We start from the raw sequence: 22,043 nt of genomic DNA, 5'->3' as shown, positions 1-22,043 counted from the left end.
AGGGCGCTACTCATCTTGACGACGACGACAGCCACCCTGGGCGCGGCCGGTGTGGTGGCCACGGCCGGCACCGCGCAGGCGGCCGTCGGTTGTCGCGTCGCCTACACCGTCGCCTCGCAGTGGTCGGGCGGGTTCACCGCCAACGTCGACGTCACCAACGTCGGCGACCCGCTCGACGCGTGGACGGTCACCTGGTCGTTCACCGCCGGGCAGACCGTCGCCCAGGCGTGGAACGCCACCGTCACGCAGAGCGGCGGTGCCGTACGGGCCGCCAACGTCAGCTACAACGGCAACCTCGCCACCGGCGGGTCGGTGTCGTTCGGCTTCAACGGGGGCTGGAACAACAACAGCAACCCGACGCCGACCTCCTTCGCGGTCAACGGCGTGGCCTGCGCTGGCGGAACGGGCCCGACCACCCCGCCGCCCCCGACCACGCCCCCGCCGACCACGCCGCCCCCCACCACGCCGCCGCCCACCGGGGCGTGGCCGACGCCGACCGGACAGGTCAACGTCGACGGCACCATCGCGGTCTCCGGCGTCCTCGACGGTGGCATGCGCCGGTACTGCTGCATCGGTGACGGCAGCCAGGAGGAGAGCCAGGACCCGATGTTCCGGCTCGCCGCCGGGGCCACCCTGCAGAACGTCATCATCGGCGCGCCCGCCGGCGACGGCGTGCACTGCTCCGGCCCGTGCACGCTGCGCAACGTCTGGTGGGAGGACGTGGGCGAGGACGCCGCCACCTTCCGGGGCAGCGGCTCGCCCACCTTCCTGGTTGACGGCGGCGGCGCGCGCAGCGCCAGCGACAAGGTCTTCCAGCACAACGGCCCGGGCACGCTCACCATCCAGAACTTCCAGGCCACCAACTTCGGGACGTTCTACCGCTCCTGCGGCAACTGCTCCACCCAGCACAGGCGCAACGTGGTGATCCGGAACGTCACGCTGACCCGACCCGGCAACACAGTGGCCGGCATCAACGTCAACTACGGCGACACCGCCCGGTTCTCCGGGGTCACCATCGTCAACGACCCCAGCCGGTCGATGGTGATCTGCCGCAAGTACAACGGCAACAGCAGCGGCAACGAACCCACCCAGATCGGCACCGGAGCGGACGGCGCCAACTGCCTCTACTCCTCGTCCGACCTGACCTACCGGTAACCCGACGGGCCCGGTGCCGGTCGACCGGCCGGCACCGGACCCGCCCGTACGGAAAGCGAGTGAGCCGGCATGCCCGCAGCACGCCCCACCGGAGGGGTCTACCGCAACCCGGTGTTGCCCGGTTTCCACCCCGATCCCAGCGTCTGCCGGGTCGGGGAGGACTACTACCTGGTCTGCTCCAGCTTCGAGTACGTCCCCGGCGTGCCCGTCTTCCACAGCCGGGACCTGGTGAACTGGCGACAGATCGGCAACGCCCTCGATCGGCCGGACCAGTTGGAGTTGCCGCCGGACACCCCCGCCTCCCAGGGGATCTACGCGCCGACCATCCGGCACCACGACGGGCGGTTCTGGATGATCACCACGAATGTCAGCCTGGGCCGGCACCTGGTCGTCACCGCCGTTGACCCGGCCGGCCCGTGGTCCGACCCGGTGTACCTCGACCTGCCGCACGTCGACCCCTCGCTGGCCTGGGACGACGACGGGAACTGCTGGCTGACCACCTCGGGCGTGAAGACGTACCGGATCGACCCGGAGGTCGGGTTGGTCCTCGAAGGACCGATCTCGACGTGGTCGGGCACCGGCGGCCAGTACCCCGAGTCCCCGCACCTGTACCGGATCGACGGATGGTGGTACCTGGTCGTCTCCGAGGGCGGCACCCACACCGGGCACGCCGTCTCGGTCGCCCGGTCCCGCAGCCCGCTCGGGCCCTTCGAGCCGGGCCCGGCCAACCCGATCCTGACCCACCGCGGCACCGGTCGGCCGGTCCAGGCCACCGGCCATGCCGACCTGGTCCAGGCCGTGGACGGCAGTTGGTGGATGGTTCTGCTCGGCATCCGGGCCCGCGGCCAGTGGCCCCCGTACCACGTGCTCGGCCGGGAGACGTTCCTCGTGCCGGTGCGGTGGGTCGACGGCTGGCCGGTGGTCGACCCGGTCGAGGAGGCCACCGCCGCCCCGGCGGGCAGCGCGCCGGCCGGGGCCGCCCCGCCCGGCTCCGGGGCGTACCGCGACGATTTCGACGACGTCCGGTTGGCGTACCGCTGGATCTCCCCGCGCAGCCGGCCGGACGCGGCCTGGTCGCTGACCGAGCGGCCCGGCTGGCTCACCCTGCACGCCACCGGGTCCACCCTGGACCGGGCCGGCGTCACCATGGTGGCGGCGCGGCAGCAGCACCACGACTGCCGGGCCGGCGTCCGCCTCGACCCCGGCGACGGCGTCGCCGGGCTGACGCTGCGGGTCGACGAGGCGCACCACTACGACGTCGAGGTCTCCGGCGGCACGGTACGGGTCGTCGGCCGGGTCGGGCCGTTCCGTCAGGTCTTCGCCGAGCGCCCGGCGCCCGCCGGGCCGGTCGTGCTCACCGTCGCCACCCGCACCCGCGACCTGTACCCACCGGTGGTGACGTCCGCCGCCGAACTGGCCGCCCCCGGCGAACCGTACGGCGTGCGTCCCGCCGGGTCGGACATGGTGGTCTTCGAGCTGGCCACCGACGACGGCCCGGTGGTCCTGGCCGAGCTCGACGGCCGCTACCTGTCCACCGAGGTCGCAGCCGGGTTCACCGGCCGGGTGATCGGGCTGTACGTCACCCGGAGTAGCGCCGCGTTCGACTGGTTCGACTACCGGCCGACCTGAGCGGCGGCGAGGCCGGTCACCGTTCTTCCGGGGTCGCCCGGTCGTCGTCGTGCTGGCGGCTGAGGAAGTACGCGCCGAGCGCGCCCGCCAGGGTGCCGAAGACCAACACCGAGTACGCGGCCAGCACCAGTTCGAGCACCTGGGAGAACGTGTCGGTGGCGGCGAGCGGCTCCCCGGTGATCGTGGTGAGGGCGACGTCGTGCAGCGCCGGCCCGTACGCCGGGTAGGAGCCGGTCAGCACCAGGAGCTGCCCGCTGGCGAGGATGATCGTCACGGTGACCACGGCGAGCCAGGCCAGCCGGTCGGTGAGCAGCCGCCCGGCGGACCGTGAGCCCCGGACGGCGGCGGCGATGACGCCGGTGCCCCGGGCGGCCCGGAGGGCGGTGGCCGCCCGGGCGAACCGCAGGAACGGCACGGCGAGGAAGATCACCTGCCACCAGTTGCGTTTCCAGAACTCCCGGGAGCAGCGACGGGCCAGCCAGGCGCGCAGCGCGAACTCGGCCACGAAAACCGCCCACAGCACCCAACTGGTGACCGTCAGCACGGAGGAGAGCGGCTCGTCGTCGGTGATCGCCTGACCGAGCACGAGCAGCAGGAAAAGGACGCCCAGCACGCCCATCGGCTTGTCCAGCCGGCGGGCGAGCCCGTTGAGCCGGGCGTCGTCCTGCCGTTCCCGCCGCGAGTCTCCCCGGGCGGCGTCCTGCGTCATGGCTGGGCCAGTACCCGCCGTCCGGTCCGCCATGCCGCCCCGGACGGGCGTCGAGCCGGACGGGTAGAACGCCGCAGCGCGGGTACCGTCCTGCGATGCTGCTGGACAATCCCGCCGACCTGCTTCGGCTGCTGCTCGTCGCGGTGGTGGTGTACCCGCTGCTGGTGGTGATCCTGCGGCTCTCCGGCAAGCGGACGCTGTCGAAACTCAACGCGTTCGACCTGGTGGTCACGGTGGCGCTGGGGTCGACGCTGGCGACGATCCTGCTGTCCCGGGACGTGTCGCTGGCGGAGGGCACCCTCGCGTTGGCGCTGCTGGTGGCACTGCAGTACGTCGCCGCCCTGGTCGCGGTCCGCTGGCCGCCGTCGCAGCGGCTGCTCAAGGCGCGGCCGACGCTGCTGTTGCGGGACGGTCGGCTCAGGCACGCCGCCCTGCGTGACGCCCGGGTGGCGGAGAGCGAGATCCGGCAGGCCGCCCGCAGCCAGGGCATCGGGGATCTCGGTGCGCTGGCGGCGGTGGTCCTGGAGACCGACGGAAGCCTGAGCGTGATACCGCGCAGCAAGCTGGGTGACGGCGGCAGCCTGGCCGACGTGCCCGACCCCGAGGGCGGAGGGAGACGGACATGACCCGGACCACGAGCAGGTGCTCCGCGACCACCTGAGCCGGCGGCGTACCGGCGACCCGGAGGCCCCCCGCGGGTCAACAACTACCACCCGCAGGGGGGCCTCCGGACGCATGGGCGCCGCCGGGTCCGGATACCCGACTGGCGACTACCGTCCGGTGTCCCGGTCCACCACGCCGGGGAGCGGGACGCTCAGCGGGAAGGCGTCGTCGAGCAGGGCCACGCCCTCCTGCGGGCGTGCCCGGTCCACCAGGCCGGACCGGGACCGGCGTTTCTCCTCCCGGTCGACGCCCAGCGCCTTGTCGCGGTGCTCCTCCAGGGCCGGGTCGCACTGTCCGTCCCGGTTGAACGACCACATCAGCGCCGGCTCGCCGAGCGGCAGCAGGTCACCCGGGCCGGTGTCGGGGCGGCCGGTGTGCCAGGTGTGCCAGGTCTTGCCGTAGCTGTTCATCAGCAGCGCCATCAGGGCCCGCTCGGCCGGCTCGGGCAGGCCGGGGGCGATCAGCGAGCCGCCGAGCACCTCGAAGTTGTGCGGGTGCCAGTAGCCCCGCTCGGCCTCGGGCAGGACCGCGTGCAGCCGTTCCGAGACGATGTACTCGACCCCGATCAGGTTGGCGTCGGCGGTGTTGCCGTCGAACAGCACGCACTGGAGGAAGTCGTCGTTGACCTGCTTGCAGTAGTGGTGCGCCTCCATCTGCGTCGACGGGTCGTCCTTGACGGGATGGAACCCGACCACGTACGCGTCGAAGCCCTTCAGCGGCGGCGCGTCCTGCAGCACCTTCGCCCCGAGCGACAACCCCTGGTGCCACAGGCTCGTCGATTCGCCCGGCGGCCGGACCGGACTCGGACGCCTCTGCATCGGCTGCTCCTCCCTGCTCGTCGTCGGCTCGGACAATTCATACCCGCCCACGACGGCGCAAATCAGGTCGCTGCCGGCGCGGGAGAGCGGTCGTCGGGGCGGGACGGCGCGAACCGGGCGAGCGGGTTGGCCAGGGCGCCGGCGAACTGGAGCGCCGCCGACGGGTCGGCCAGGTCGACCATCTGCTGGTTGTCGCGCAGTTGCAGCCGGTTCAGGCAGGACAGCGGGAACTCGGCGGCGAACAGGTCGTACCGGCGCAGCCGCCCGGCCAGGTGGGGGACGCCGGCGGCGTAGTCGGCGGCGCACTCGGCGACCGTCCGCCAGAAGTCGTCCTCGGCCAGCGTGCCCTCGGTGTGCAGGATCGCGGCGAGGTGCCGGAAGAAGCAGTCGAAGACGTCGGTGAAGATGGAGAGGATCTTCTCGTCCTCGGGGACGGTGACCCGGATCCGCCGGACCCGCTCGGGCAGGTCGGCGTCCGGGTCCATCACCACGATCTCCTCGGCGATGTCCTTGAACACCACCCGGTCCACCGCGCCGTCGCGCAGCACCAGGATCACGTTCTCGCCGTGCGGCATGAACGCCAGGTCGTAGGCGTACAGGCTGTGCAGCAGCGGCACCAGGTAGGCGTCCAGGTAGCGGCGCAGCCACCCGGCCGGGGGCAGCCCCGACTCGGCGACCAGCGCGCCGACCACCGACCGGCCGTCCCGGTCGAGGTGCAGCAGCGAGGCCATGGTGGCGAGCCGCTGGCCGTCCGCGATCCCGGGCGTCGGGCTCTCCCGCCACAGCGCGGCGAGCATCTTCCGGTACGGGGAGTAGCGGTCGGTGGCCGCCTCGTACTGCCGGTGCCGGTACCCGATCGCGGCCCGCTCCCGGATGATCGTCAGGCGGGCGCGCCGCAGCACCGGGTCGGCGTCGACCAGGTCGGCCAGCCAGTCGTTGATCGCCGGGGTGGCCTCCATGTACGCGGCCGACAGGCCCCGCATGAAGCCCATGTTCAGCACCGACAGGGCGGTCTTCACGTAGTGCTTGGTGGGGTCGGTGACGTTGAAGAAGGTGCGGATGGACTGCTGGGCGAGGTACTCGTCGGGGCCCTCGCCGAGGCAGACCAGCCGGCGGCGGGCCACGTCCCCGGCGAAGGTGACCGCCAGCCGGTTCCACCACTGCCACGGGTGCACGGGGATCAGCAGGTAGTCGGCCGGGTCGAGGTCGAGCCCGGTGAGCACGCCGGTGAACCGGGCGAGGGTCTCCTCGCCCAGCTCGGCCCGGAGCAGGGTGTCGTAGTCCAGGTCGGCGGCGCAGGTGAAGGTGGCGTGGTCGCGGTGCGCGGCCAGCCAGAGCAACCGGACCGGGGCGGCGGCCTCCGGCGCGTACCTGTGGTACTCGTGCACGCCGAAGCCGATCCGGCCGTTGTTGGCGACGAAGCACGGGTGGCCCTCGGTCATCCCGGTCTCGACGGCCTGGAAGTCGGCGCGGGCCAGCTCGGCGGCGCTGACCGCCGGCTTGCCGAGCTTGTACGCCGTGCCGGCCAGGGTGGAGGTGATCTCCTCCAGGTAGACCGGCAGGATCGCGTCCGTCAGGCCGAGCGCGCCGCGCAGCTCCAGGCACAGGTCGACGGCGTCCAGCGGCAGCTCGTCGCCGTCCCGGCGCCGGGTGATGCTGTCGGCGTCGATCTGCCAGTGGTCGAGGGCGAGCCGTTCGGCGGCGAACCGGTACTCGACCGCGTCGTCGTCGCCGCGTACGGTCCACCGTCCGTCGCCGGCCGGCTCGGGGGTGACGAGTCGTTCGTGGGCGAACTCGGCGAGCGCCTTGCGCACCAGCAGCCGGTTGGCCGTCGCCCAGGCGCCGGGGGTCAGGTGGTCGACGGAGGTGGTGGCGTTCACGCGGGCGTCTCTTTCCGGGTCGCGGCCAGGAACTGGCCTCGGGTGCAGACGCTGAGCAACGCGTCCTTCTCGGGTTTGCGGATCGGGCCGACGACGGTGAAGCCGACGGCGGCGTTGAGCGCGTGCACGGCGGTGTTGCGCACGTCCGGCTCGACCACGACGCGTCGGGTCGCCGGGTCGGCGAACAGCCACGCCAGCACCGTGGTGATCACCGCCAGGGTGAAGCCGTGCGTGGGGGTGTCGGCGGGCGCGCACAGGAAGTGCATGCCGACGTCGCCGGGCTCGGCGTCGTGCAGCCCGACCAGCTCGACCCGCGCCGGGTCGTACCGTTCGGCCAGGAAGGCCGGCTCGCCGCGCCACAGGCCGAGGTACGCGTCGTGGTGCGGGTGGGCGGCGATGCGCTGGTACTCCTCGGTGACCCGGGCCAGGTCGGCGTCCTGCATCAGCCAGAACGCCGCCTTGGGGTGGGTGACCCAGCGGTGCAGCAGCGGCGCGTCGGCGGCCACGTCGAGCGGACGCAGCGAGAGCTCGCCCAACCGGTCGTCGACCCGGGTGAACACGGTCACGACGGCGACCCGGCGGGCGCGCCGAACTCCTGGAACGCGATGGAGCTCTCGATCGGGTAGTGCTCCCGCCCGGTCAGCTCCCGGATGATCCACGAGTTGCGGTACGGACCCATGCCCAGGTCGGGTGAGGTGAGGCTGTGCGCGTGGGTGCCGGCGTTCTGGACGAAGATCTCCCGCCCGGCGTGGTCCACCGTGTAGTTGCGGGCCAGGTCGAAGCGCCCGTGGGAGTCCCAGCGGATCCGGTCCCGCACCGGGGTGAGGAATTCCGGCAGCCGGTACCGGTAGCCGGTGGCCAGCACCAGCCCCTCGGTGTCCAGGGTGAAGTCCCGTTCCTGCTCGACGTGGCGCAGACCGAGCGTGTAACGGCCGGTCGACTCGTCGTACCCGGCGGTGGTCAGCTCGGTGTTGGTGAGCAGCCGGGTCGGCACCGGGCCGTGCACGCTGCGCGCGTACAGCAGGTCGTAGATGTCGTTGATCAGGTCGGTGTTGATCCCCTTGTACAGCGACTTCTGCTCCGACTCCAGCCGGTAGCGGGTCGGCTCGGGCAGCGCGTGGAAGTAGTCCACGTAGTCCGGTGAGGTCATCTCCAGGGTGAGCTTGGTGTACTCCAGCGGGAAGAACCGGGGCGAGCGGGTGACCCAGGTGAGCTGGTAGCCGTACCGGTCGAGGTCGCCGAGCAGGTCGTGGTAGATCTCGGCGGCGCTCTGCCCGCTGCCGACGACGGTGATGCTGCCCTTGGCCCGCAGCGCGTCCCGGCATTCCAGGTAGCGGCTGTTGTGGATCAGGTCGCCGCCCAGGCCGGCGCAGCCGTCCGGCAGGTACGGCGGGGTGCCGGTGCCGAGGACCAGGCGTGGGGCGCGCAGGGTGACCGGCCCGTCGGGCGTGTCGGCGCGAACCACGTAGCAGCCGTCGGCGTCGTCGTGCTCGATCCGGGTGACGGTGTGTCGGAAGCGCAGGTTCGGCAGTTTCCCGGCGGCCCACCGGCAGTAGTCGTTGTACTCGGCGCGCAGCGGGAAGAAGCTCTCCCGGATGTAGAAGGGGTAGAGCCGGCCCTTCTCCTTCAGGTAGTTCAGGAAGGAGTACGGCGACGTCGGGTCGGCGAGGCTGACCAGGTCGGCGATGAACGGCGTCTGCAACCGGGTGGACTCGATGAGCATCCCCGGATGCCAGTCGAAGCTGTCGCGGGCCTCCAGGAACACCCCGTCGAGGTCGTCGAGGGGCGCGGTGAGGCAGGCCAGGCCCAGGTTGTACGGGCCGAGCCCGACCGCGATGAAGTCGTGCGTCGACATGTGTGCGTTCTCTCCAGGGTGGGGGTCAGCCGACCGGGCAGGGCAGGTCGGCGGCGCTGGTCCGGACGTACCAGGCGGCGTGGTCGGCGATCAGGTCGACCACGGCGGCGACGTCGGCCACGGTGGTCTCCGGGTTGAGCAGGGTGAGCTTCAGGTAGTGCGCGCCGTCGACCTTGGTGCCGGCGACCAGGGCCGCGCCGGAGGCGGCCAGCGCCTCGCGGGCGTGCAGGTTGGCGTCGTCGACCAGGCTCGGCCCGGCCCCGGCCGGGTGGTAGCGGAAGACGACGGTGCTGAGCTGTGAGCGGGCCGCCACCTCGAAGCGGGGGTCGGCGTCCAGCAGCCGCCACGCCTCGGCGGCGAGGTCGACGACCTGGTCGAAGAGCGCGCCGATGGCGTCCGGACCCATGATCCGCAGGGTGAGCCAGAGCTTGCAGGCGTCGAACCGGCGGGTGGTCTGGATGCTCTTGTCGACCTGGTTGGGGATGCCCTGCTCGACGGCCCGGACGGGGTTGAGGTAGTCGGCGTGCCAGGTGGCGTGGCGCAGCGTCCGGCCGTCGCGGACCAGCAGCGCGCTGGAGCTGACCGGCTGGAAGAACGACTTGTGGTAGTCGACGGTGACCGAGGTGGCCCGTTCGATGCCGGCAAGCAGGTGCCGGCGGGTGGGGGAGACCAGCAGCCCGCAGCCGTACGCGGCGTCGACGTGCAGCCAGACGCCGGCCGCCGTGCAGATGTCGGCGATCTCCGGCAGCGGGTCGATGGTGCCGAAGTCGGTGGTGCCGGCGGTGGCCACCACCGCCATCACCACCTGGTCGGCCCGCCGGCAGCGGTCGATGACGCGGGCCAGCTCGTCGGTGCGCATCCGCCGGCCGGCGTCGGTGGGCACGGTCAGCACCGCGTCCGCGCCCAGGCCGAGCAGCTTGGCGGCCTTCTGGACGCTGAAGTGCCCGGCGGCGGAGGTGATGATCCGCAGCCGGGACAGCACCTCGGCGCGGGCCGGCCGGGTGGCCGCCCCGCCGACCACCCGCCGGTACGCCTCCTCGCGGGCGAGCAGCATCGCCTGGAGGTTGGACTGGGTGCCGCCGCTGGTGAAGACGCCGTCGGCGGTCGCGCCGAGGCCGATCCGCCCGGCCGTCCACTCGATGAGCCGGCGTTCCATCAGGGTGGCCCCGGCGCTCTGGTCCCAGGTGTCCAGCGAGGAGTTGACCGCGCTGAGCACCGCCTCGCCGAGCAGCGCCGGGATGACCACCGGGCAGTTGAGGTGGGCGAGGTAGCGGGGGTGGTGGAAGTACACCGTGTCGCGCAGCCAGACGTCGTGCAGCTCGTCCAGGGCGGCGTCGGTGTCGCCGAGCGGCCGGTCGAGGTCGACTGCCGCGACGACCGGGGCGAGCGCCTCCGGGGTGACCCCGGTGCAGGGGCGGTCGGTCTCGGCGACCCGGTTGGCGACCCGGTCCACGCCCCGGGCCAGCACGTCCCGGTACCGCCCGACGGATCCGGCGTTGAACAGGTGGGCGCGGGCCGCGGCGAGGTCCGCCCCGGGGGCGGTGGGCGCGGTGTCGAACGGGCTGCCGAGCGGGCTCATGCGGATCCTCAGCGGTAGAAGAACGGGAGCAGAGTTAGGTTAGGGTAGCCTTACCTAACTTTCAAGCGTCGGTCAGCCGGCGATTCGCGCCGGCTCGCGGACGGCGGGGCGCCGGCCCCGCTCCGCCGGGCGGGCGAACCGCCGCTGGTGCCGCAGACCCACCACCACGCCCGCGCCGACCAGCACGATGGACGCCACCGTCACGGCGGGATAGCCGAGCCGACCGGCCGCCGCGAGCCCCACCGACCCCGCCACGAACGAGCAAACCAGCCCGAACGACGACAGCACGGTGAAGTCGGTGCCCCCGCTCGCCGGCCGCGAGTAGTCCATGTTGACCGTGTAGAGCACCACGTTCACGGCCGTGTACGCGGCCAGGAAGGCGCAGAGCGCGACGACCGTCCCGCCCAGCGGCGCGTACCCGCCCATCAGCGGCAGCAGCAGCGCCGTGGACAGCACCAGGGCCCCGCCGCCGACCACCAGCATGCCGGCCCGACCGAGCCGGCCGACACCGAGCCCGGCGACCAGACCGACCACGATGGCCGGCACGCTGGTCACCACGCCGGTCACCACGCCGATCCGGCCCAGCGACCACCCGGCGTCCACCAGGGCCGGCGTGAGCAGCGCGTACGCCATGCCCGCGCCGACGTAGACCAGCGGCACCACGCCGAAGGTCCACCGCCGGCAGCCCGGCTGACCGAGCACCGACAGCAGCGCCCGGTAGGCGACGCCGAGCCCGGGCGCCGGATCCACCCGGACCGGCTCCCGGAACCGCCACACCACCAGCAGACCGACCGAGGTCAGCGCGGCCAGCAGGCCGATCGCCGGCGCCCAGCCGAACCGGTCGTAGACCAGCACGCACGCGCCGCCGCCGAGCAGGTTGCCGAGGTAGCTCGCGGCCACCTGGATGCCGTTGCCGACGCCCCGGGCCGAGTCGGTGAGCAACCGGACGGCCACCGCGTCGGCGGCGATGTCCTGGGTGGCGGAGAAGAACACGAACATGGCGCAGATCGCCACCACCGGGCCGATCCGGGCGGCCGGGTCCGCGAACGGCAGCAGCGCCAGCAGGGCCAGCACCAGGGCGGTCTGGAACACCAGCAGCCAGGAGCGGTAGTGGCCGCGACGACGGGAGCCGTACCTGTCGAGCAGCGGGGCCCAGAGGAACTTGACCGGCCAGATCAAACCGACGACCTGGAGCAGCGCGAGGGTGTCCAGCGAGGTGCCGCCGTCGCGGAGGATGGCGGTCAGCCCGACCGTGATGAAGCCGATGCCGAGGTACTGGGTGACGTAGAGCGCGGTCAGGGTGCCGAGGCGACCCATCACCCGGCCCGCCAGTAGCCGGACGCGGTGAGCTGACGCTTGTCCACGCCCAGGGTCCGTCGGATGTGCCGGGTGATGCTGCGGGTGGTGGCCGCCTCGCAGGCCACCCAGTAGTGGGCGGTGTCGCTGGCGGTCAGCCCGGCGCAGACCGTGTCGACCAGGTGCTGTCCGGCGTCCCGCCGGGGCACCCAGGTCACCTCGTGGTGGGCGCTGGCGCGCGGCGACAGGGCCTTCTCACCCTCGTGCGCGTACTCCAGCCAGACCGTCGCCGGGGTGTCGGCGCGGGCGTCGAGCAGGCTGTTGACCGCCGGCAGCGAGGCCGCGTCCCCGACCAGGTAGAGGTGCCCGGGGGCGGGGTCGGGCAGCTCGAACGCGCTGCCCTGCACGGTCGCCGTGATGGTGTCGCCGACCTGGGCGGCGCCGGCCCAGCGGGCCGCGCAGCCGTCGTGCAGGGCGAACTCCAGGGTGAACCGGCCGGCTCCCGGGTCCGGGTCGACCAGCGTGTACGCCCGCTGGTGCGCGCGGCCGTCGTTGTCGAACCACAGCCGGATCCACATGGTGGGGTGGATCCCGCAGGTCTCCAGCAGGCCGCCGTCGTCGAGGAGCAGCCGTTGGTAGTGCCCGTCGACGGACTCGGTGCCCAGCACGGTCAGCCGGAACTCCCGACCGCCCATGGCCCTGAGCACCATGGCCTCCCAGTTCCGTTTCACACGTCCCCCCAGGTAAGGTCAACCTACGTTAGGGCAGGTTAACCTAAGTTCCGCGTTCCCAGAACACCCGCCCTGCTCCCGGGCCCACCCCGTGGCCGAGCAACCACCGCCGGTGAGTCGGCCCGGCGTCCCTCACCCGACCCCGGCGTCCGTCACCCCGACCGCAAGGACCACCGATCATGATTTATCAGGAGAAGATCCCCGATTTCGGTACGTTGGCTTTCGTCCCGGTCGATCCCGACCGGGACGCCGAACTGCTGCACGGCTGGGTGACCCGCCCCCGCAACGCGTTCTGGGGCATGAGCGACCACAGCGTCGACCAGGTACGCGAGATCTACGCCTTCGTCGCCGGACTGACCACCCACCACGCGTACCTGCTCACGGTCGACGGCGAGCCGGTCGGGCTGTTCCAGACGTACCAGCCCGGGGCCGACCCGGTCGGCGAGCGTTACCCCGTGCAGCCCGGTGACGTCGGGATGCACGTGCTGCTCAACCCGCCCCGGCGGCTCGCGCACGGACTGACCTCGGCCGTCGGCCCCGCCCTGATCCGTTTCCTGCTGCGGGACCCGGCCGCCCGGCGGGTGGTGGTCGAGCCGGACGTGCGTAACGAGCTGGCGCTGCGCCGGCTCCGGGCCGAGGGTTTCATTTTCGACGCCGAGATCGACCTGCCGGACAAGCGCGCCCAGTTGGCGTTCCTGCCCCGGGCCCGCTTCGAGGCGGACCACCCGGCCCGGGCCACCGCCTGAGCCGGGGAACGTTCACGTTGACCAGCCGACGCGGCGGGCCCGGCCGGGTGGCCGGGCCCGCCGTGCCGGTCCGATGGGACCGTCAGCGTTGCAGGGTGAGCAGGCCCGGCCGGTACGGCAGGAGCCCGTAGTCGCCGCCCGAGTTGGGCGAACGGCCCTGGTACAGCATCTGCAGGTTGCAGGCGTTGACGGTCATGGTCTGGTCGGCGTTGGTGCGGATCAGCTCGCCGTGGCTGATGTCGTTGGTCCAGGTGGCGCCGCTGTTGGCCTTGCCGGCGAACGGGTTGCTCTCGCTGGTGGCCTGCGGGGTCCAGGTGCCGCCCAGGCTGGTCGCGGTGAACGACCGGAAGTAGCGGCCCTGCGAGCCGATCGCCTCGACGATCATCAGGTACTTGTTCAGCCCCTGGAGCTTGTAGACCTGCACCGCCTCGAACAGGTTGTTCGTGGTGTCGGTCATGATCGTCGTGTAGTTCGAGCCGAAGCTGCCCGGGAAGTTCCCGATCGGCATGCTCGCCCGGTAGATCCGACCGTTGTCCCCGGCGAAGAACAGGTACATGTTCTGGCTGTCACCGATGAGCGCCTGGTCGATCGGGCCGGTGCCGGAGTTGGAGATGCTGCCGGTGAACAGCGTCTGGTGCGCCGACCAGCTGTTCACGTTCGTCGGGTCGGTCGAGGTCCGGTAGGAGAACGCCGGGCCACCCCACTGGTAGGCCAGCACCCAGATGTTCTTCGGCGCGAAGTAGAACAACGACGGCGCGACCGCCGAGAACGGCATGGTGTTCTGACTGGCCGAACCCATCTCGTTCCAGTTACCGAACGTCCCGAAGTTCATCGAACCCCAGCGGGTGCCGAAGTCGTGGGTGGTGGCGTAGACCAGGTGCCGGCCGTTGTACGGCGCGTAGGTGAAGTCCTTCAGCGACACCCAGCCGGACTTCGGCTGCGCCAGCGCGCCCGAGGAGGACCACCGGTACGACGACGGCAGGTCACACGTGTTCGACGGCGGCGGCGTGGTCGGTGGCGGCGTGGTGGGGGGTGGCGTGGTGGTCGGCGGTGGGGTGGTGGTGGGCGGCGGGGTCGTCGGGGTGGTGCCGCCGGTGCAGGTCACGCCGTTCAGGGCGAAACTCGTCGGCTTCGGGTTGCTGCCCGTCCACGACCCGTTGAAGCCGAACGACACCGTGCCGTTGGTGGGTACCGCGCCGTTGTAGTCCACGTTCCGGGCGGTCACCGTCGCGCCGCTCTGGGTCAACGACGTGTTCCACGACTGCGTCACCGTCTGCCCCGCGCCGAACGACCAGGTCAGCGTCCAGCCGTTCACCGGGTCGCCCAGGTTCGTGATCGACACGTTGGCCCCGAACCCGCCCTGCCACTCCGACGACACGGCGTAGTTCACCGAGCAGCCGGCCGCTGCGGCGCCTGCCGGCAGCGCCACGACGACCGGTACTGCGGCCAGCAACGCGACGCCGGCCGTCAGCAAACCGACATTTGTCGCTCTGGATCTGTTCATTCGCATCCTCCTGGGCGTGCGCGGCGATCGCCGCATTGGCGAAGATCACTGTTAGGTGAACGTTAACATCGACGTCAGGGATGTTACGGGAGCGCTCCCATGTGCTCAACCATCGACCCGTGTCCCCGTCCTCGCGCCCGCCACCACCCGCGCCGGTCCACCCCCGACACCCGCCGCGCGAGCGGACGTCCGGCCCGACCGTCGCCGACCGCCGCGCGCCGTCCGTCAGGAACACGCCGAGGGCCCGGCACCGGGAGGAGCGACTGGTGGAACCGAACGAGACACCCGCCCGGGTCGTGCCGGGCGGCCCCGCCCCCGGGCGCCCCGACCGGTCCGCGCTGCTGCGGACCTGGCCGGCGGCGGGCGCGGTCACGACCGTACCGGTGCTGGTGGCGCTGGCGGCCGGAGCCGTGACGCCGTCCGGCTGGGCGACGGTGGTGGCGCTGACGGCCGGCACGGCCGTCGCGGTCACGGTCGGACGGCTGTTGACCGGCCGCCGCCCGACCCGCCCCCCGACGACCGACGCCGGCCCGACGCCCGGCGACGGCCCGACCGCCCGCGACGGCCTGACCTCCGGCGACGACCCCACCGCCGACGACGGCCCAGCCCCCGGCGACGGCCCGGCAGCGGAGGGCGGCGGCGACGGTACGGCGGTGGGCGTGCCCGTGGTCGGCGCGCCCGCGGTGGTCCGTACGCACTTCGACGTCGACGGCGGATACGTCGACTGCGCCGGGGCGACGGTCTGGGCCAGCGCCGACGGCGACCCGGCCGGGTTCACCCCGGGCGTCGCCTGCGCGGTGTCCGCCGTCGTCGCCGACGGGCCGGGCGGGACCTGCCGGGTGAGCCTGGCGGGCCTCCGATGACCGGGCCGGTCTTCCCCAGCGTGCAGGGGCCGAGCAGTCGACTGCTCATCACCCTCGTCGTCGACACCAGTGAGTCGATGACCGACGGCGACGCGATCGGCCAGCTCAACCGGGCGTTGCGTCGCTGGCGGGACGACCTGCGCCGGGAGTCGCGGCTGTGCCGGATCGGCGAGATCGCCCTGGTGTCGTTCGGGGTCGGGGGCGTCACCGTCGTCGACCCGTCCGGGCGCTCCCAGGGGCCGGTGGCCGAGCCGTTCGTGCCGGTGGACGACTTCGACCCGCCCACCCTGCCGGCCGGCGGTTTCAGTCCGCTCGTCGCCGGCGTACGGCGGGCCCTGGCGGTCACGGCCGCCCGCCGGGACAGGCTGGCGGCGGCGGGGGTGACCATGGCGTACCGGCCACTGGTGTACCTGCTCACCGACGGCGCGCCCAGCGACGACCGGGGCGGTGACGACGGTTCCTGGCCGGCCCTGGCCGAGGAGCTGCGCCGGCAGGAGGCGGCGAACGCGCTGCTGTTCTTCGCCTTCGGCGTGCGTGGCGCCGACGAGCGGGTGCTGAACGCGCTGGCCCCCGGCGCGTACCAGCCGATCGAGGGCAGTGACTTTCCGTTGCTGCTCAAGCGGGTGCTGCACAGCATCGAGCGGGTGATGAGCCGGCGCGACCAGCCGGCGTCGGACGTGTACGCCGACGTGAGCCGCGCCGCCGCCGAGGACGAGCGGACCCGCCGGTGGTTCGAGGAGCAGGGGAGGCGCTAGTGGACGCGGGCGTCTTCCCGCCGGGCTGGCGGATCGTCCCGGCGAGCGTGACCGGGCCGGACCACGTCGAGCTGGGCGTGGAGAACCAGGACGCGGTCGGGTACCGGCGACTGGGCCGGGGTTTCCTGCTGGCGGTCGCCGACGGGGCGGGGTCGAGCCGGCACGCGGCGACGGCGGCCCGGCTCGCCGTCGACGCGGCCCGGGACGCGGCCGACCTGTTCGGGTCCGACCTCGCGGAGCCGGCGGCCTTCGCACGGGTCGGTCGGCGGTTCGCGGACGCCTGCCTGGGGCTGTTCGACCGGCGGGTGGCCGCGCTGGTGGCCGCCGGGGCGGGCGACGGCGTCGCCGACTGGGCGACCACCCTCCTGACGGTCGTGGCGCAGCCGCCGCTCTACTACTACGTCGGCGTCGGCGACGCCTTCCTGGTGTTCGGACGCCGGGGCGGCGGGGCGCACCTGGTGCTGCCGCCCGACCCGGACGCCGACGCCGGGGCCACGGTCTTCCTGACCAGCGCGGCACGCGACGACGTGGTGCGGCAGGGGCTGGTCGTCGACCCGGCGGTGACCGGTGTGGCGTTGTGCACCGACGGGCTCGCCGAGGCGGCGCTGACCACCCGGCGGGAGCCCGACGGCAGGCGGCGGCACCGCGCCCCGGCGGACTTCGCCGGCTACTTCGCGGTCTTCGCCGACCCGGGCAGCGACGCCGCCGAGCTGGGCCGCCGCCTGTCGGGGCCGGAGCTCGCGGTGACCTCCGGCGACGACAAGACGATGCTCCTGGCGGTGCGACGGTGACCCTCTACCGGCCGGACGGCAGCGCGGTGTCCCTCGACGGACTGACCCCGATCGGCGCGGGCGCCGAGGGCGTGGTGTACGGCGGCCCGGTCCACCCCGACCGGTGCGTGAAGGTGTACTTCACGCCGTCCGCGGCGCTGGACCGGCGGCACGCCGGGCTGCGCCGGCTGCCGCCCGCCGGCTGGTCCCGGCCCCCGGTGACCGACGTCGGCGTGGCCTGGCCCGGGGCCGAGCTGCGCGACGACCACCGCTGGTTGCGGGCGGTCGTCCTGCCCCGGGTCGACGGCGTGCCGCTGCACGACCTGTTCCACGTGCGCGCCCGGGTGGCCGCCGTGGACCACCCCACCTGGGCGACGAACGTGCTGGTGGCCGAGCGGGTGGCGCGACTGTTCGAGCACCTGCACGGCGCGCGGGTGGTGGTCGGCGACGTCAGCTCCGGCAACCTGCTGGTGGACCGGGCCGGCCGGGTCACGATGATCGACTGTGACGGCGTGCAGTTCGTCGACCGGGCCACCGGCGAACGTTTCCCCGCCGCCCACGTGACCCCCGAGTACGCCTCGCCGGAGGCGCTGGCCGACCCGGCCGGCTGGCTCACCCGCGCCCACGACCTGTTCGGCCTGGCCGTCCTGGTCTACCAACTGCTGATGGAGGGCGACCACCCGTTCGCGGGGGTGCCCGTCGACGGGCCGGACGTCGGCGTCGAGGGGAACATCGTCGCCGGGGCCTGCCGGCTGGCCGACGGGCGGCTCCGCCCGGTGCGCGGGGGGCTGCCCGTCGAGGTGCTGCCACCGGAGGTACGCGCGCTCGCCCGGCGCGCGCTGGTCGACGGGCACGCCCGGCCGGCGGCCCGACCGACCGCCGTCGAGTGGCTCGGCGCGCTCCGGGCCGCCGCGTCCGCCCTGGTGGGTTGCCGGCGCGAGCCGTACCACGTGGTGCGGTCCGGGTCGGCCGACTGTGTCTGGTGCCGGCGGCGGGAGGCGGGGCTGGGCGAGCACTTCCCGCCGGTCGGCGCGGAGACCGGAGGGACGCGATGAGCGTGCTGACCATCGCCGAGACGCATCCGGCGTGCGAGGTGCTCGGCCCGGGCAACCGGTTCGTGGTCTGGGTGCAGGGCTGCCCACTGAACTGCCGGGGTTGCGTCAGCCCGCAGTGGATCCCGGCTGGTGGCGGCCGGACGGTCCCGGTCGCCGACCTGGCCGCCCGGATCGTCGACGAGGCGGTCGACGGGCTCACCTTCTCCGGCGGCGAGCCGTTCGCCCAGGCCGGGGCGCTGGCCGACCTGGTCGACGCCGTCCGGGCCCGGCGGGACCTGTCGGTGCTCAGTTACAGCGGTCACACGCTTGCGCACCTGGCGCGGCACGGCACCGACCCGCAGCGGCGGCTACTGTCCACACTGGACATCCTGATCGACGGCCCGTACCTGCCGCGCCGGCAGGCGTCGCTGCGCTGGCGCGGGTCGAGCAACCAGCGGATCCACCTGCTCAGCGACCGGCACCGACAGTTGGCCGGCGAGCCCGACGTCAGCGCCGGGCTCCAGTTCGAACTCGGTCGGGACGGCTCCCTGCGCTGGCTGGGCGTGCCCGCCGTGGCCGACTTCCGGACCCGCCTGGAGCAGCGGCTGGGTCTCGTTCCCCCGTCAGCAGAGGAGTCAGGCAGATGAGCGGCTCACCCAAGTACACGATCGTGGACAGCGGCGCGGCCCGCCGGGCGCAGGCCGCCCGCGAGCGGGCCGAGCGGGAGCGGCGTCGCCGCGAGCAGGAGGACCGTCGCCGCGAGCAGGAGCGCCACCGCCGGGAGCAGGAGCGTCGCCGCCGGGAGGCGGCGCTGGCCGCCGCCCGGCAGGCCGCCCGGGAACGCGTGCGGGCGAGCGCCGGGCGGGTGGCGGCGCTGCGGCGTGACGCGTCGACCGTCGGGCTGGCTGAGCCGGCCGACCGGCTCCGGTCCGAGGTGGAGGCCGTCGGGCGGGCCGTCGACACGGCGACCGACCAGGCCGGATTCGCCGCCGCCCTGCGTGAGCTGGACCGGATCGAGCAGCGGATGGCCGGGGTCCGGCTGACGGTGGCCACCCGGGTGCGTACCGCGGTCGCCGACCGGCTGGACGCGTTGGCGGCGCTGCTCGCCGAGGTGCCCGCGGCCGAGCGGCGCCGGGCCGACCCGGCCGGCGCGCAGGAGGTCGAGGCGCTGTTCGACGCCGCCCGGCGGCGGGTCACCACCGACCCGACCGGCTCGGCCGCCCGCGCCGACACGCTGGCGGCCCGGCTGGACCGGCACCTCACCGTCACGTACGAGCAGCGGGCCCGCGACGAGGAGCAGCGCGCCCGCGAGGAGGAGCAGCGGGCCCGCGAGGAGGAGCGGCGGGCCGCCGCCGTACGGGCGGTCGACGAGCTCGCCGCCCGACTGGAGCAGGTGGCCGGCGAGGCCCGGGACGCGGGCGTGCCCCTGGCCCAGGACCGGGCGCGCGGCGAGCTGGCGGCGCTCACCGCCGCGTCGCACGCCGGCCGGTACGACCAGGTGCCCGCCGGGGCGGCGCGGTTGGCGGGGGTGATCGACGCGCTCGAGACCGAGCTGGACCAGGCGGTGGACGCGCTCGTGGAACGCCGGGAGCTGCTGACCTCGATCGTGGGTGGGCTGGCCGATCTCGGCTTCGCCGTCGACCGGGACAGCTTCGGTGAGTCGGCGGACGGCGGGCTGGGGCTGCGCGCGTACCGCACCGACGGCGCCGGGTTCGCGGTGGTGGTGCAGCCCGGCCCGGACGGTCGGGCCCAGGTGATGTACACGACGGACGCGGTGCAGGACGAGCTGGCCGAAGGGCAGGTGGAGGCTGGGGCGGCCTGCGGCTCACTGGTCTCGATGATCGAGACCATCGGCGCGGCGGCCCGGCGGGACGGGTTCGTCCCGGGCGAGATCTGGTGGGAGGGCGACGAACGTCCCCCGCTGTCGGGTCACGTCCCGCCGCCGTCGACCGCCCGGCGGCCCGGCGCCCGGGGGGGCGGGGGCGTGAGCGGCGAGCCGCCCCTGGCCGCGCCGTGGCTGGTGCCCGCCTACCTGGAGCTGCGGCGGGGCCGCCACCTGATCGTGCACGGCAACGTCGACGACCTGGTCCGCTGGGAACACGACTACGACCACCTGCCGCAGGTGCTGCTGCGGTTCCTGCGGGTCAGCGGCTACCGCCTGGTCGCCCGGTACAGCCCGGCGGACGGGCTCACCTACCCGGACGACGACGCCCGTCGCCGCGCCGAGAGCCTGTTGGGCGGCGCGTCGCCGCAGCCGCCGGGCACCCCACCGGGCCGGGAGCCGACCGCCCCGCCGCCGACCGCCCCGCCGGGCCCGCATCCGGCTGCCGGTTCGGCCGCCCCGGGTGGCGCGACGACCGGGACCCCGGGCGGTCCGGCGGCGGCCTCCGCCCCGGCCGCCGCGCCGTCCCGCCAGCGGCTCGACCGGTCGTCGGACGCGCTACGGGAACGACTCTTCGCCCGCCGGCCCGGCGCCGCCGGCCCCGGCGCGCCCCGCAGCGCCGCCGACGTGGTGTCGGCGCTGCGGGGCCTGGCCCGCCAGCGGGAGACGCCGTGCGCGGTCCTGGTCGAATCGGTCGACCTGGTGGTCGGGCCCGAGGCGGCGCACGACGAGCACCATCCCGCCACCGTGGCCCGGCTGCGGCACCTGCTCGACGAGGCGACCACCGTGCCCGCGTCGGACGGCGGGCCGCCGCTGCGCAACGTGCTGGTCTTCGTGGTCCGGGAGCTGGGCGTCCTGCCCGCCTGGCTGCGGGACAACCCCAACGTGGCCACGGTGCTCGCCGAACGCCCCGGGCCGCCGGAGCGCGCCGACCTGGTCGGCCGGCAGGTGGCGCGCTTCCACGACGCGGACGGGCTGGGCGCCACCGCGACCGGCCGGGCGGTGGACGCGCTGACCAGCCTCTCCGACGGCATGACGGTCCGCGACATCCAGGCGTTGGAGGTCACCTCCCGGATCACCGGGATCGGCCCCGGCGCGCCCCGCAAGCTGGTCGCCCGACACCGGTTCGGGGCCCGGCAGGACCCGTGGGAGCAACTGGACCTGGGCAAGGTCCACGACGCCGAGGCCACCCTCAACGCCCGGGTGATGGGCCAGCCGGCGGCGGTCCGGGCGGTCTGCGACGTCCTGGTCAACGCCCGGGTCGGGATCGACTTCGTGCCCGGCGACGCCGACATGTCCAGCCGCCCGCGCGGCGTCTTCTTCTTCGTCGGTCCGACCGGCGTCGGCAAGACGGAGCTGGCCAAGGCGATCGCCGAGCTGGTCTTCGAGGACGAGTCCGCGTTGCGGCGCTTCGACATGAGCGAGTTCGGCCAGGAGCACGCGGGCGAACGGCTGACCGGGGCGCCGCCCGGCTACACCGGCCACGAGCAGGGCGGGGTGCTGACCAACTGGGTGCTGGAGCGGCCGTTCAGCGTGATCCTCTTCGACGAGGTGGAGAAGGCCCACCCGAAGGTGTTCGACAAGTTCCTCCAGATCATCGACGAGGGGCGGCTCACCGACGGGCTGGGGCGGACCGCCTACTTCTCGCACAGCATCGTGATCTTCACGTCGAACGAGGGCGTGCAGAACATGCCCCGGGCGCAGGACGGCGTGCCCCCGCCGTACGGCGAGGTCCGGCGGCACTTCCAGGTGTCGGTGGGCGACTACTTCACGCACCGGCTCGGCCGGCCCGAGCTGCTCGGCCGACTGGGCGGCGGAGTCGTGGTGTTCGACATCCTCCGTCCCGCCGTGATCCGTGGCATCACCCTGAAGTTCCTCGGTCAGCTCACCGACTCGGCCCGCAGTCGCGGCTACGAGCTGGACATCGACCGGGAGGCGGTCGTCGAGGCGATGGTGCGGCACCTGATCGAGTCCGGGATGGAGCTGGGGGCCCGGCCGATCCGCGACCCGCTGCTGGACCAGTGGGTCCGGATCCCGGTCAACCGGTGGATCTTCTCCCGGCAGGCGCCACCCGGCACCCGGATCCGGGTCACCCCGTCACCGACGTCGTCCCCGCCGTTCCTGGTCGACGCCGCCCCGCCACCGGCGACCGCCCCGCCACCGCCTCCGTGACC

General features: G+C 73.6%; 19 protein-coding genes. 10 read left to right on the top strand and 9 right to left on the bottom strand.

Annotated elements, in window-relative coordinates:
- Window positions 1–15: 15 nt before the first annotated feature.
- Both O7606_RS16075 and O7606_RS16070 read left to right on the top strand, forming a co-directional pair.
- Complete coding sequence (locus tag O7606_RS16075; RefSeq protein WP_281594842.1) at window positions 16–1,155, top strand: pectate lyase; 1,140 nt, start codon at window positions 16–18, stop codon at window positions 1,153–1,155.
- A gap of 69 nt (window positions 1,156–1,224) precedes the next feature.
- Window positions 1,225–2,784 carry a glycoside hydrolase family 43 protein gene (locus tag O7606_RS16070; RefSeq protein ID WP_281594841.1) on the top strand — a complete coding sequence of 520 codons (1,560 nt, stop codon included), beginning with the start codon at window positions 1,225–1,227 and terminating at the stop codon, window positions 2,782–2,784.
- A gap of 16 nt (window positions 2,785–2,800) precedes the next feature.
- Here O7606_RS16070 and O7606_RS16065 read toward each other — a convergent pair whose 3' ends face one another.
- The gene (locus O7606_RS16065; protein WP_281594840.1) at window positions 2,801–3,493 is read right to left on the bottom strand and encodes a hypothetical protein; all 693 of its coding nucleotides are present in this window, start codon (window positions 3,491–3,493) and stop codon (window positions 2,801–2,803) included.
- 95 nt (window positions 3,494–3,588) lie between these two features.
- On the opposite strand from O7606_RS16065, the gene O7606_RS16060 reads away from it, so the two are divergent.
- On the top strand, window positions 3,589–4,119 hold the full coding sequence (locus tag O7606_RS16060; RefSeq protein WP_281594839.1) for a YetF domain-containing protein: 531 nt from the start codon (window positions 3,589–3,591) through the stop codon (window positions 4,117–4,119).
- 144 nt (window positions 4,120–4,263) lie between these two features.
- On the opposite strand, the gene O7606_RS16055 is transcribed toward O7606_RS16060, so the two are convergent.
- The 7 genes from O7606_RS16055 to O7606_RS16025 all read right to left on the bottom strand — a co-directional run bounded on the left by O7606_RS16055 (window position 4,264) and on the right by O7606_RS16025 (window position 12,315).
- The gene (locus O7606_RS16055) at window positions 4,264–4,974 is read right to left on the bottom strand and encodes an OBAP family protein (protein WP_281594838.1); all 711 of its coding nucleotides are present in this window, start codon (window positions 4,972–4,974) and stop codon (window positions 4,264–4,266) included.
- 62 nt (window positions 4,975–5,036) lie between these two features.
- Window positions 5,037–6,854 (bottom strand): IucA/IucC family siderophore biosynthesis protein, encoded by a 1,818-nt coding sequence (locus O7606_RS16050; protein ID WP_281594837.1) that lies wholly within the window; start codon window positions 6,852–6,854, stop codon window positions 5,037–5,039.
- Entirely contained in the window at window positions 6,851–7,420 is a 570-nt protein-coding gene (locus tag O7606_RS16045; protein ID WP_281594836.1) for a GNAT family N-acetyltransferase, read from the bottom strand. Before O7606_RS16045 ends, O7606_RS16050 begins: the two co-directional genes overlap by 4 nt.
- Window positions 7,417–8,709 (bottom strand): lysine N(6)-hydroxylase/L-ornithine N(5)-oxygenase family protein, encoded by a 1,293-nt coding sequence (locus O7606_RS16040; RefSeq protein ID WP_281594835.1) that lies wholly within the window; start codon window positions 8,707–8,709, stop codon window positions 7,417–7,419. Before O7606_RS16040 ends, O7606_RS16045 begins: the two co-directional genes overlap by 4 nt.
- A 25-nt stretch (window positions 8,710–8,734) precedes the next feature.
- Complete coding sequence (locus O7606_RS16035) at window positions 8,735–10,288, bottom strand: aspartate aminotransferase family protein (protein ID WP_281594834.1); 1,554 nt, start codon at window positions 10,286–10,288, stop codon at window positions 8,735–8,737.
- Window positions 10,289–10,360: 72 nt separating this feature from the next.
- A complete protein-coding gene (locus O7606_RS16030) occupies window positions 10,361–11,605 on the bottom strand; it encodes an MFS transporter (RefSeq protein WP_281599702.1) in 1,245 nt (414 codons plus the stop codon).
- Complete coding sequence (locus tag O7606_RS16025; protein ID WP_281594833.1) at window positions 11,605–12,315, bottom strand: siderophore-interacting protein; 711 nt, start codon at window positions 12,313–12,315, stop codon at window positions 11,605–11,607. Before O7606_RS16025 ends, O7606_RS16030 begins: the two co-directional genes overlap by 1 nt.
- A 179-nt stretch (window positions 12,316–12,494) precedes the next feature.
- On the opposite strand from O7606_RS16025, the gene O7606_RS16020 reads away from it, so the two are divergent.
- Complete coding sequence (locus O7606_RS16020) at window positions 12,495–13,061, top strand: GNAT family N-acetyltransferase (protein ID WP_281594832.1); 567 nt, start codon at window positions 12,495–12,497, stop codon at window positions 13,059–13,061.
- 82 nt (window positions 13,062–13,143) lie between these two features.
- Here O7606_RS16020 and O7606_RS16015 read toward each other — a convergent pair whose 3' ends face one another.
- Entirely contained in the window at window positions 13,144–14,565 is a 1,422-nt protein-coding gene (locus O7606_RS16015; protein ID WP_281594831.1) for a non-reducing end alpha-L-arabinofuranosidase family hydrolase, read from the bottom strand.
- A 266-nt stretch (window positions 14,566–14,831) separates the two neighbouring features.
- Here O7606_RS16015 and O7606_RS16010 point away from each other — a divergent pair, with 266 nt between their 5' ends.
- Genes O7606_RS16010 through O7606_RS15985 form a run of 6 tightly spaced genes read left to right on the top strand, consistent with a single transcriptional unit; the run spans window position 14,832 to window position 22,041 of the window.
- Window positions 14,832–15,428 (top strand): hypothetical protein, encoded by a 597-nt coding sequence (locus O7606_RS16010; RefSeq protein WP_281594830.1) that lies wholly within the window; start codon window positions 14,832–14,834, stop codon window positions 15,426–15,428.
- On the top strand, window positions 15,425–16,183 hold the full coding sequence (locus O7606_RS16005) for a hypothetical protein (protein WP_281594829.1): 759 nt from the start codon (window positions 15,425–15,427) through the stop codon (window positions 16,181–16,183). The genes O7606_RS16010 and O7606_RS16005 overlap by 4 nt, the downstream gene beginning before the upstream one ends.
- Complete coding sequence (locus O7606_RS16000) at window positions 16,183–16,974, top strand: protein phosphatase 2C domain-containing protein (protein ID WP_281594828.1); 792 nt, start codon at window positions 16,183–16,185, stop codon at window positions 16,972–16,974. Before O7606_RS16005 ends, O7606_RS16000 begins: the two co-directional genes overlap by 1 nt.
- Complete coding sequence (locus O7606_RS15995; protein ID WP_281594827.1) at window positions 16,971–18,008, top strand: protein kinase; 1,038 nt, start codon at window positions 16,971–16,973, stop codon at window positions 18,006–18,008. Before O7606_RS16000 ends, O7606_RS15995 begins: the two co-directional genes overlap by 4 nt.
- Window positions 18,005–18,634, top strand: coding sequence for a 4Fe-4S single cluster domain-containing protein (locus O7606_RS15990; RefSeq protein ID WP_281594826.1), 630 nt, complete (start codon window positions 18,005–18,007; stop codon window positions 18,632–18,634). Before O7606_RS15995 ends, O7606_RS15990 begins: the two co-directional genes overlap by 4 nt.
- The gene (locus O7606_RS15985; RefSeq protein WP_281594825.1) at window positions 18,631–22,041 is read left to right on the top strand and encodes an AAA family ATPase; all 3,411 of its coding nucleotides are present in this window, start codon (window positions 18,631–18,633) and stop codon (window positions 22,039–22,041) included. Before O7606_RS15990 ends, O7606_RS15985 begins: the two co-directional genes overlap by 4 nt.
- Window positions 22,042–22,043: the final 2 nt, after the last annotated feature.

The organism is Micromonospora sp. WMMD882 (assembly GCF_027497255.1).
Taxonomy (GTDB): domain Bacteria; phylum Actinomycetota; class Actinomycetes; order Mycobacteriales; family Micromonosporaceae; genus Micromonospora.
Note: the sequence above shows the minus strand (reverse complement) of the source record. Positions and strands in the feature narration are given on the sequence as shown.

Excerpts from the sequence above, each read along its gene's own strand:
- O7606_RS16070 (WP_281594841.1), top strand. The coding sequence starts at position 1,225 with ATGCCCGCAGCACGCCCCACCGGAGGGGTCTACCGCAACCCGGTGTTG.
- O7606_RS16065 (WP_281594840.1), bottom strand. The coding sequence starts at position 3,493 with ATGACGCAGGACGCCGCCCGGGGAGACTCGCGGCGGGAACGGCAGGAC.
- O7606_RS16060 (WP_281594839.1), top strand. The coding sequence starts at position 3,589 with ATGCTGCTGGACAATCCCGCCGACCTGCTTCGGCTGCTGCTCGTCGCG.
- O7606_RS16055 (WP_281594838.1), bottom strand. The coding sequence starts at position 4,974 with ATGCAGAGGCGTCCGAGTCCGGTCCGGCCGCCGGGCGAATCGACGAGC.
- O7606_RS16040 (WP_281594835.1), bottom strand. The coding sequence starts at position 8,709 with ATGTCGACGCACGACTTCATCGCGGTCGGGCTCGGCCCGTACAACCTG.
- O7606_RS16035 (WP_281594834.1), bottom strand. The coding sequence starts at position 10,288 with ATGAGCCCGCTCGGCAGCCCGTTCGACACCGCGCCCACCGCCCCCGGG.
- O7606_RS16030 (WP_281599702.1), bottom strand. The coding sequence starts at position 11,605 with ATGGGTCGCCTCGGCACCCTGACCGCGCTCTACGTCACCCAGTACCTC.
- O7606_RS16020 (WP_281594832.1), top strand. The coding sequence starts at position 12,495 with ATGATTTATCAGGAGAAGATCCCCGATTTCGGTACGTTGGCTTTCGTC.
- O7606_RS16015 (WP_281594831.1), bottom strand. The coding sequence starts at position 14,565 with ATGAACAGATCCAGAGCGACAAATGTCGGTTTGCTGACGGCCGGCGTC.
- O7606_RS16005 (WP_281594829.1), top strand. The coding sequence starts at position 15,425 with ATGACCGGGCCGGTCTTCCCCAGCGTGCAGGGGCCGAGCAGTCGACTG.
- O7606_RS15990 (WP_281594826.1), top strand. The coding sequence starts at position 18,005 with ATGAGCGTGCTGACCATCGCCGAGACGCATCCGGCGTGCGAGGTGCTC.
- O7606_RS15985 (WP_281594825.1), top strand. The coding sequence starts at position 18,631 with ATGAGCGGCTCACCCAAGTACACGATCGTGGACAGCGGCGCGGCCCGC.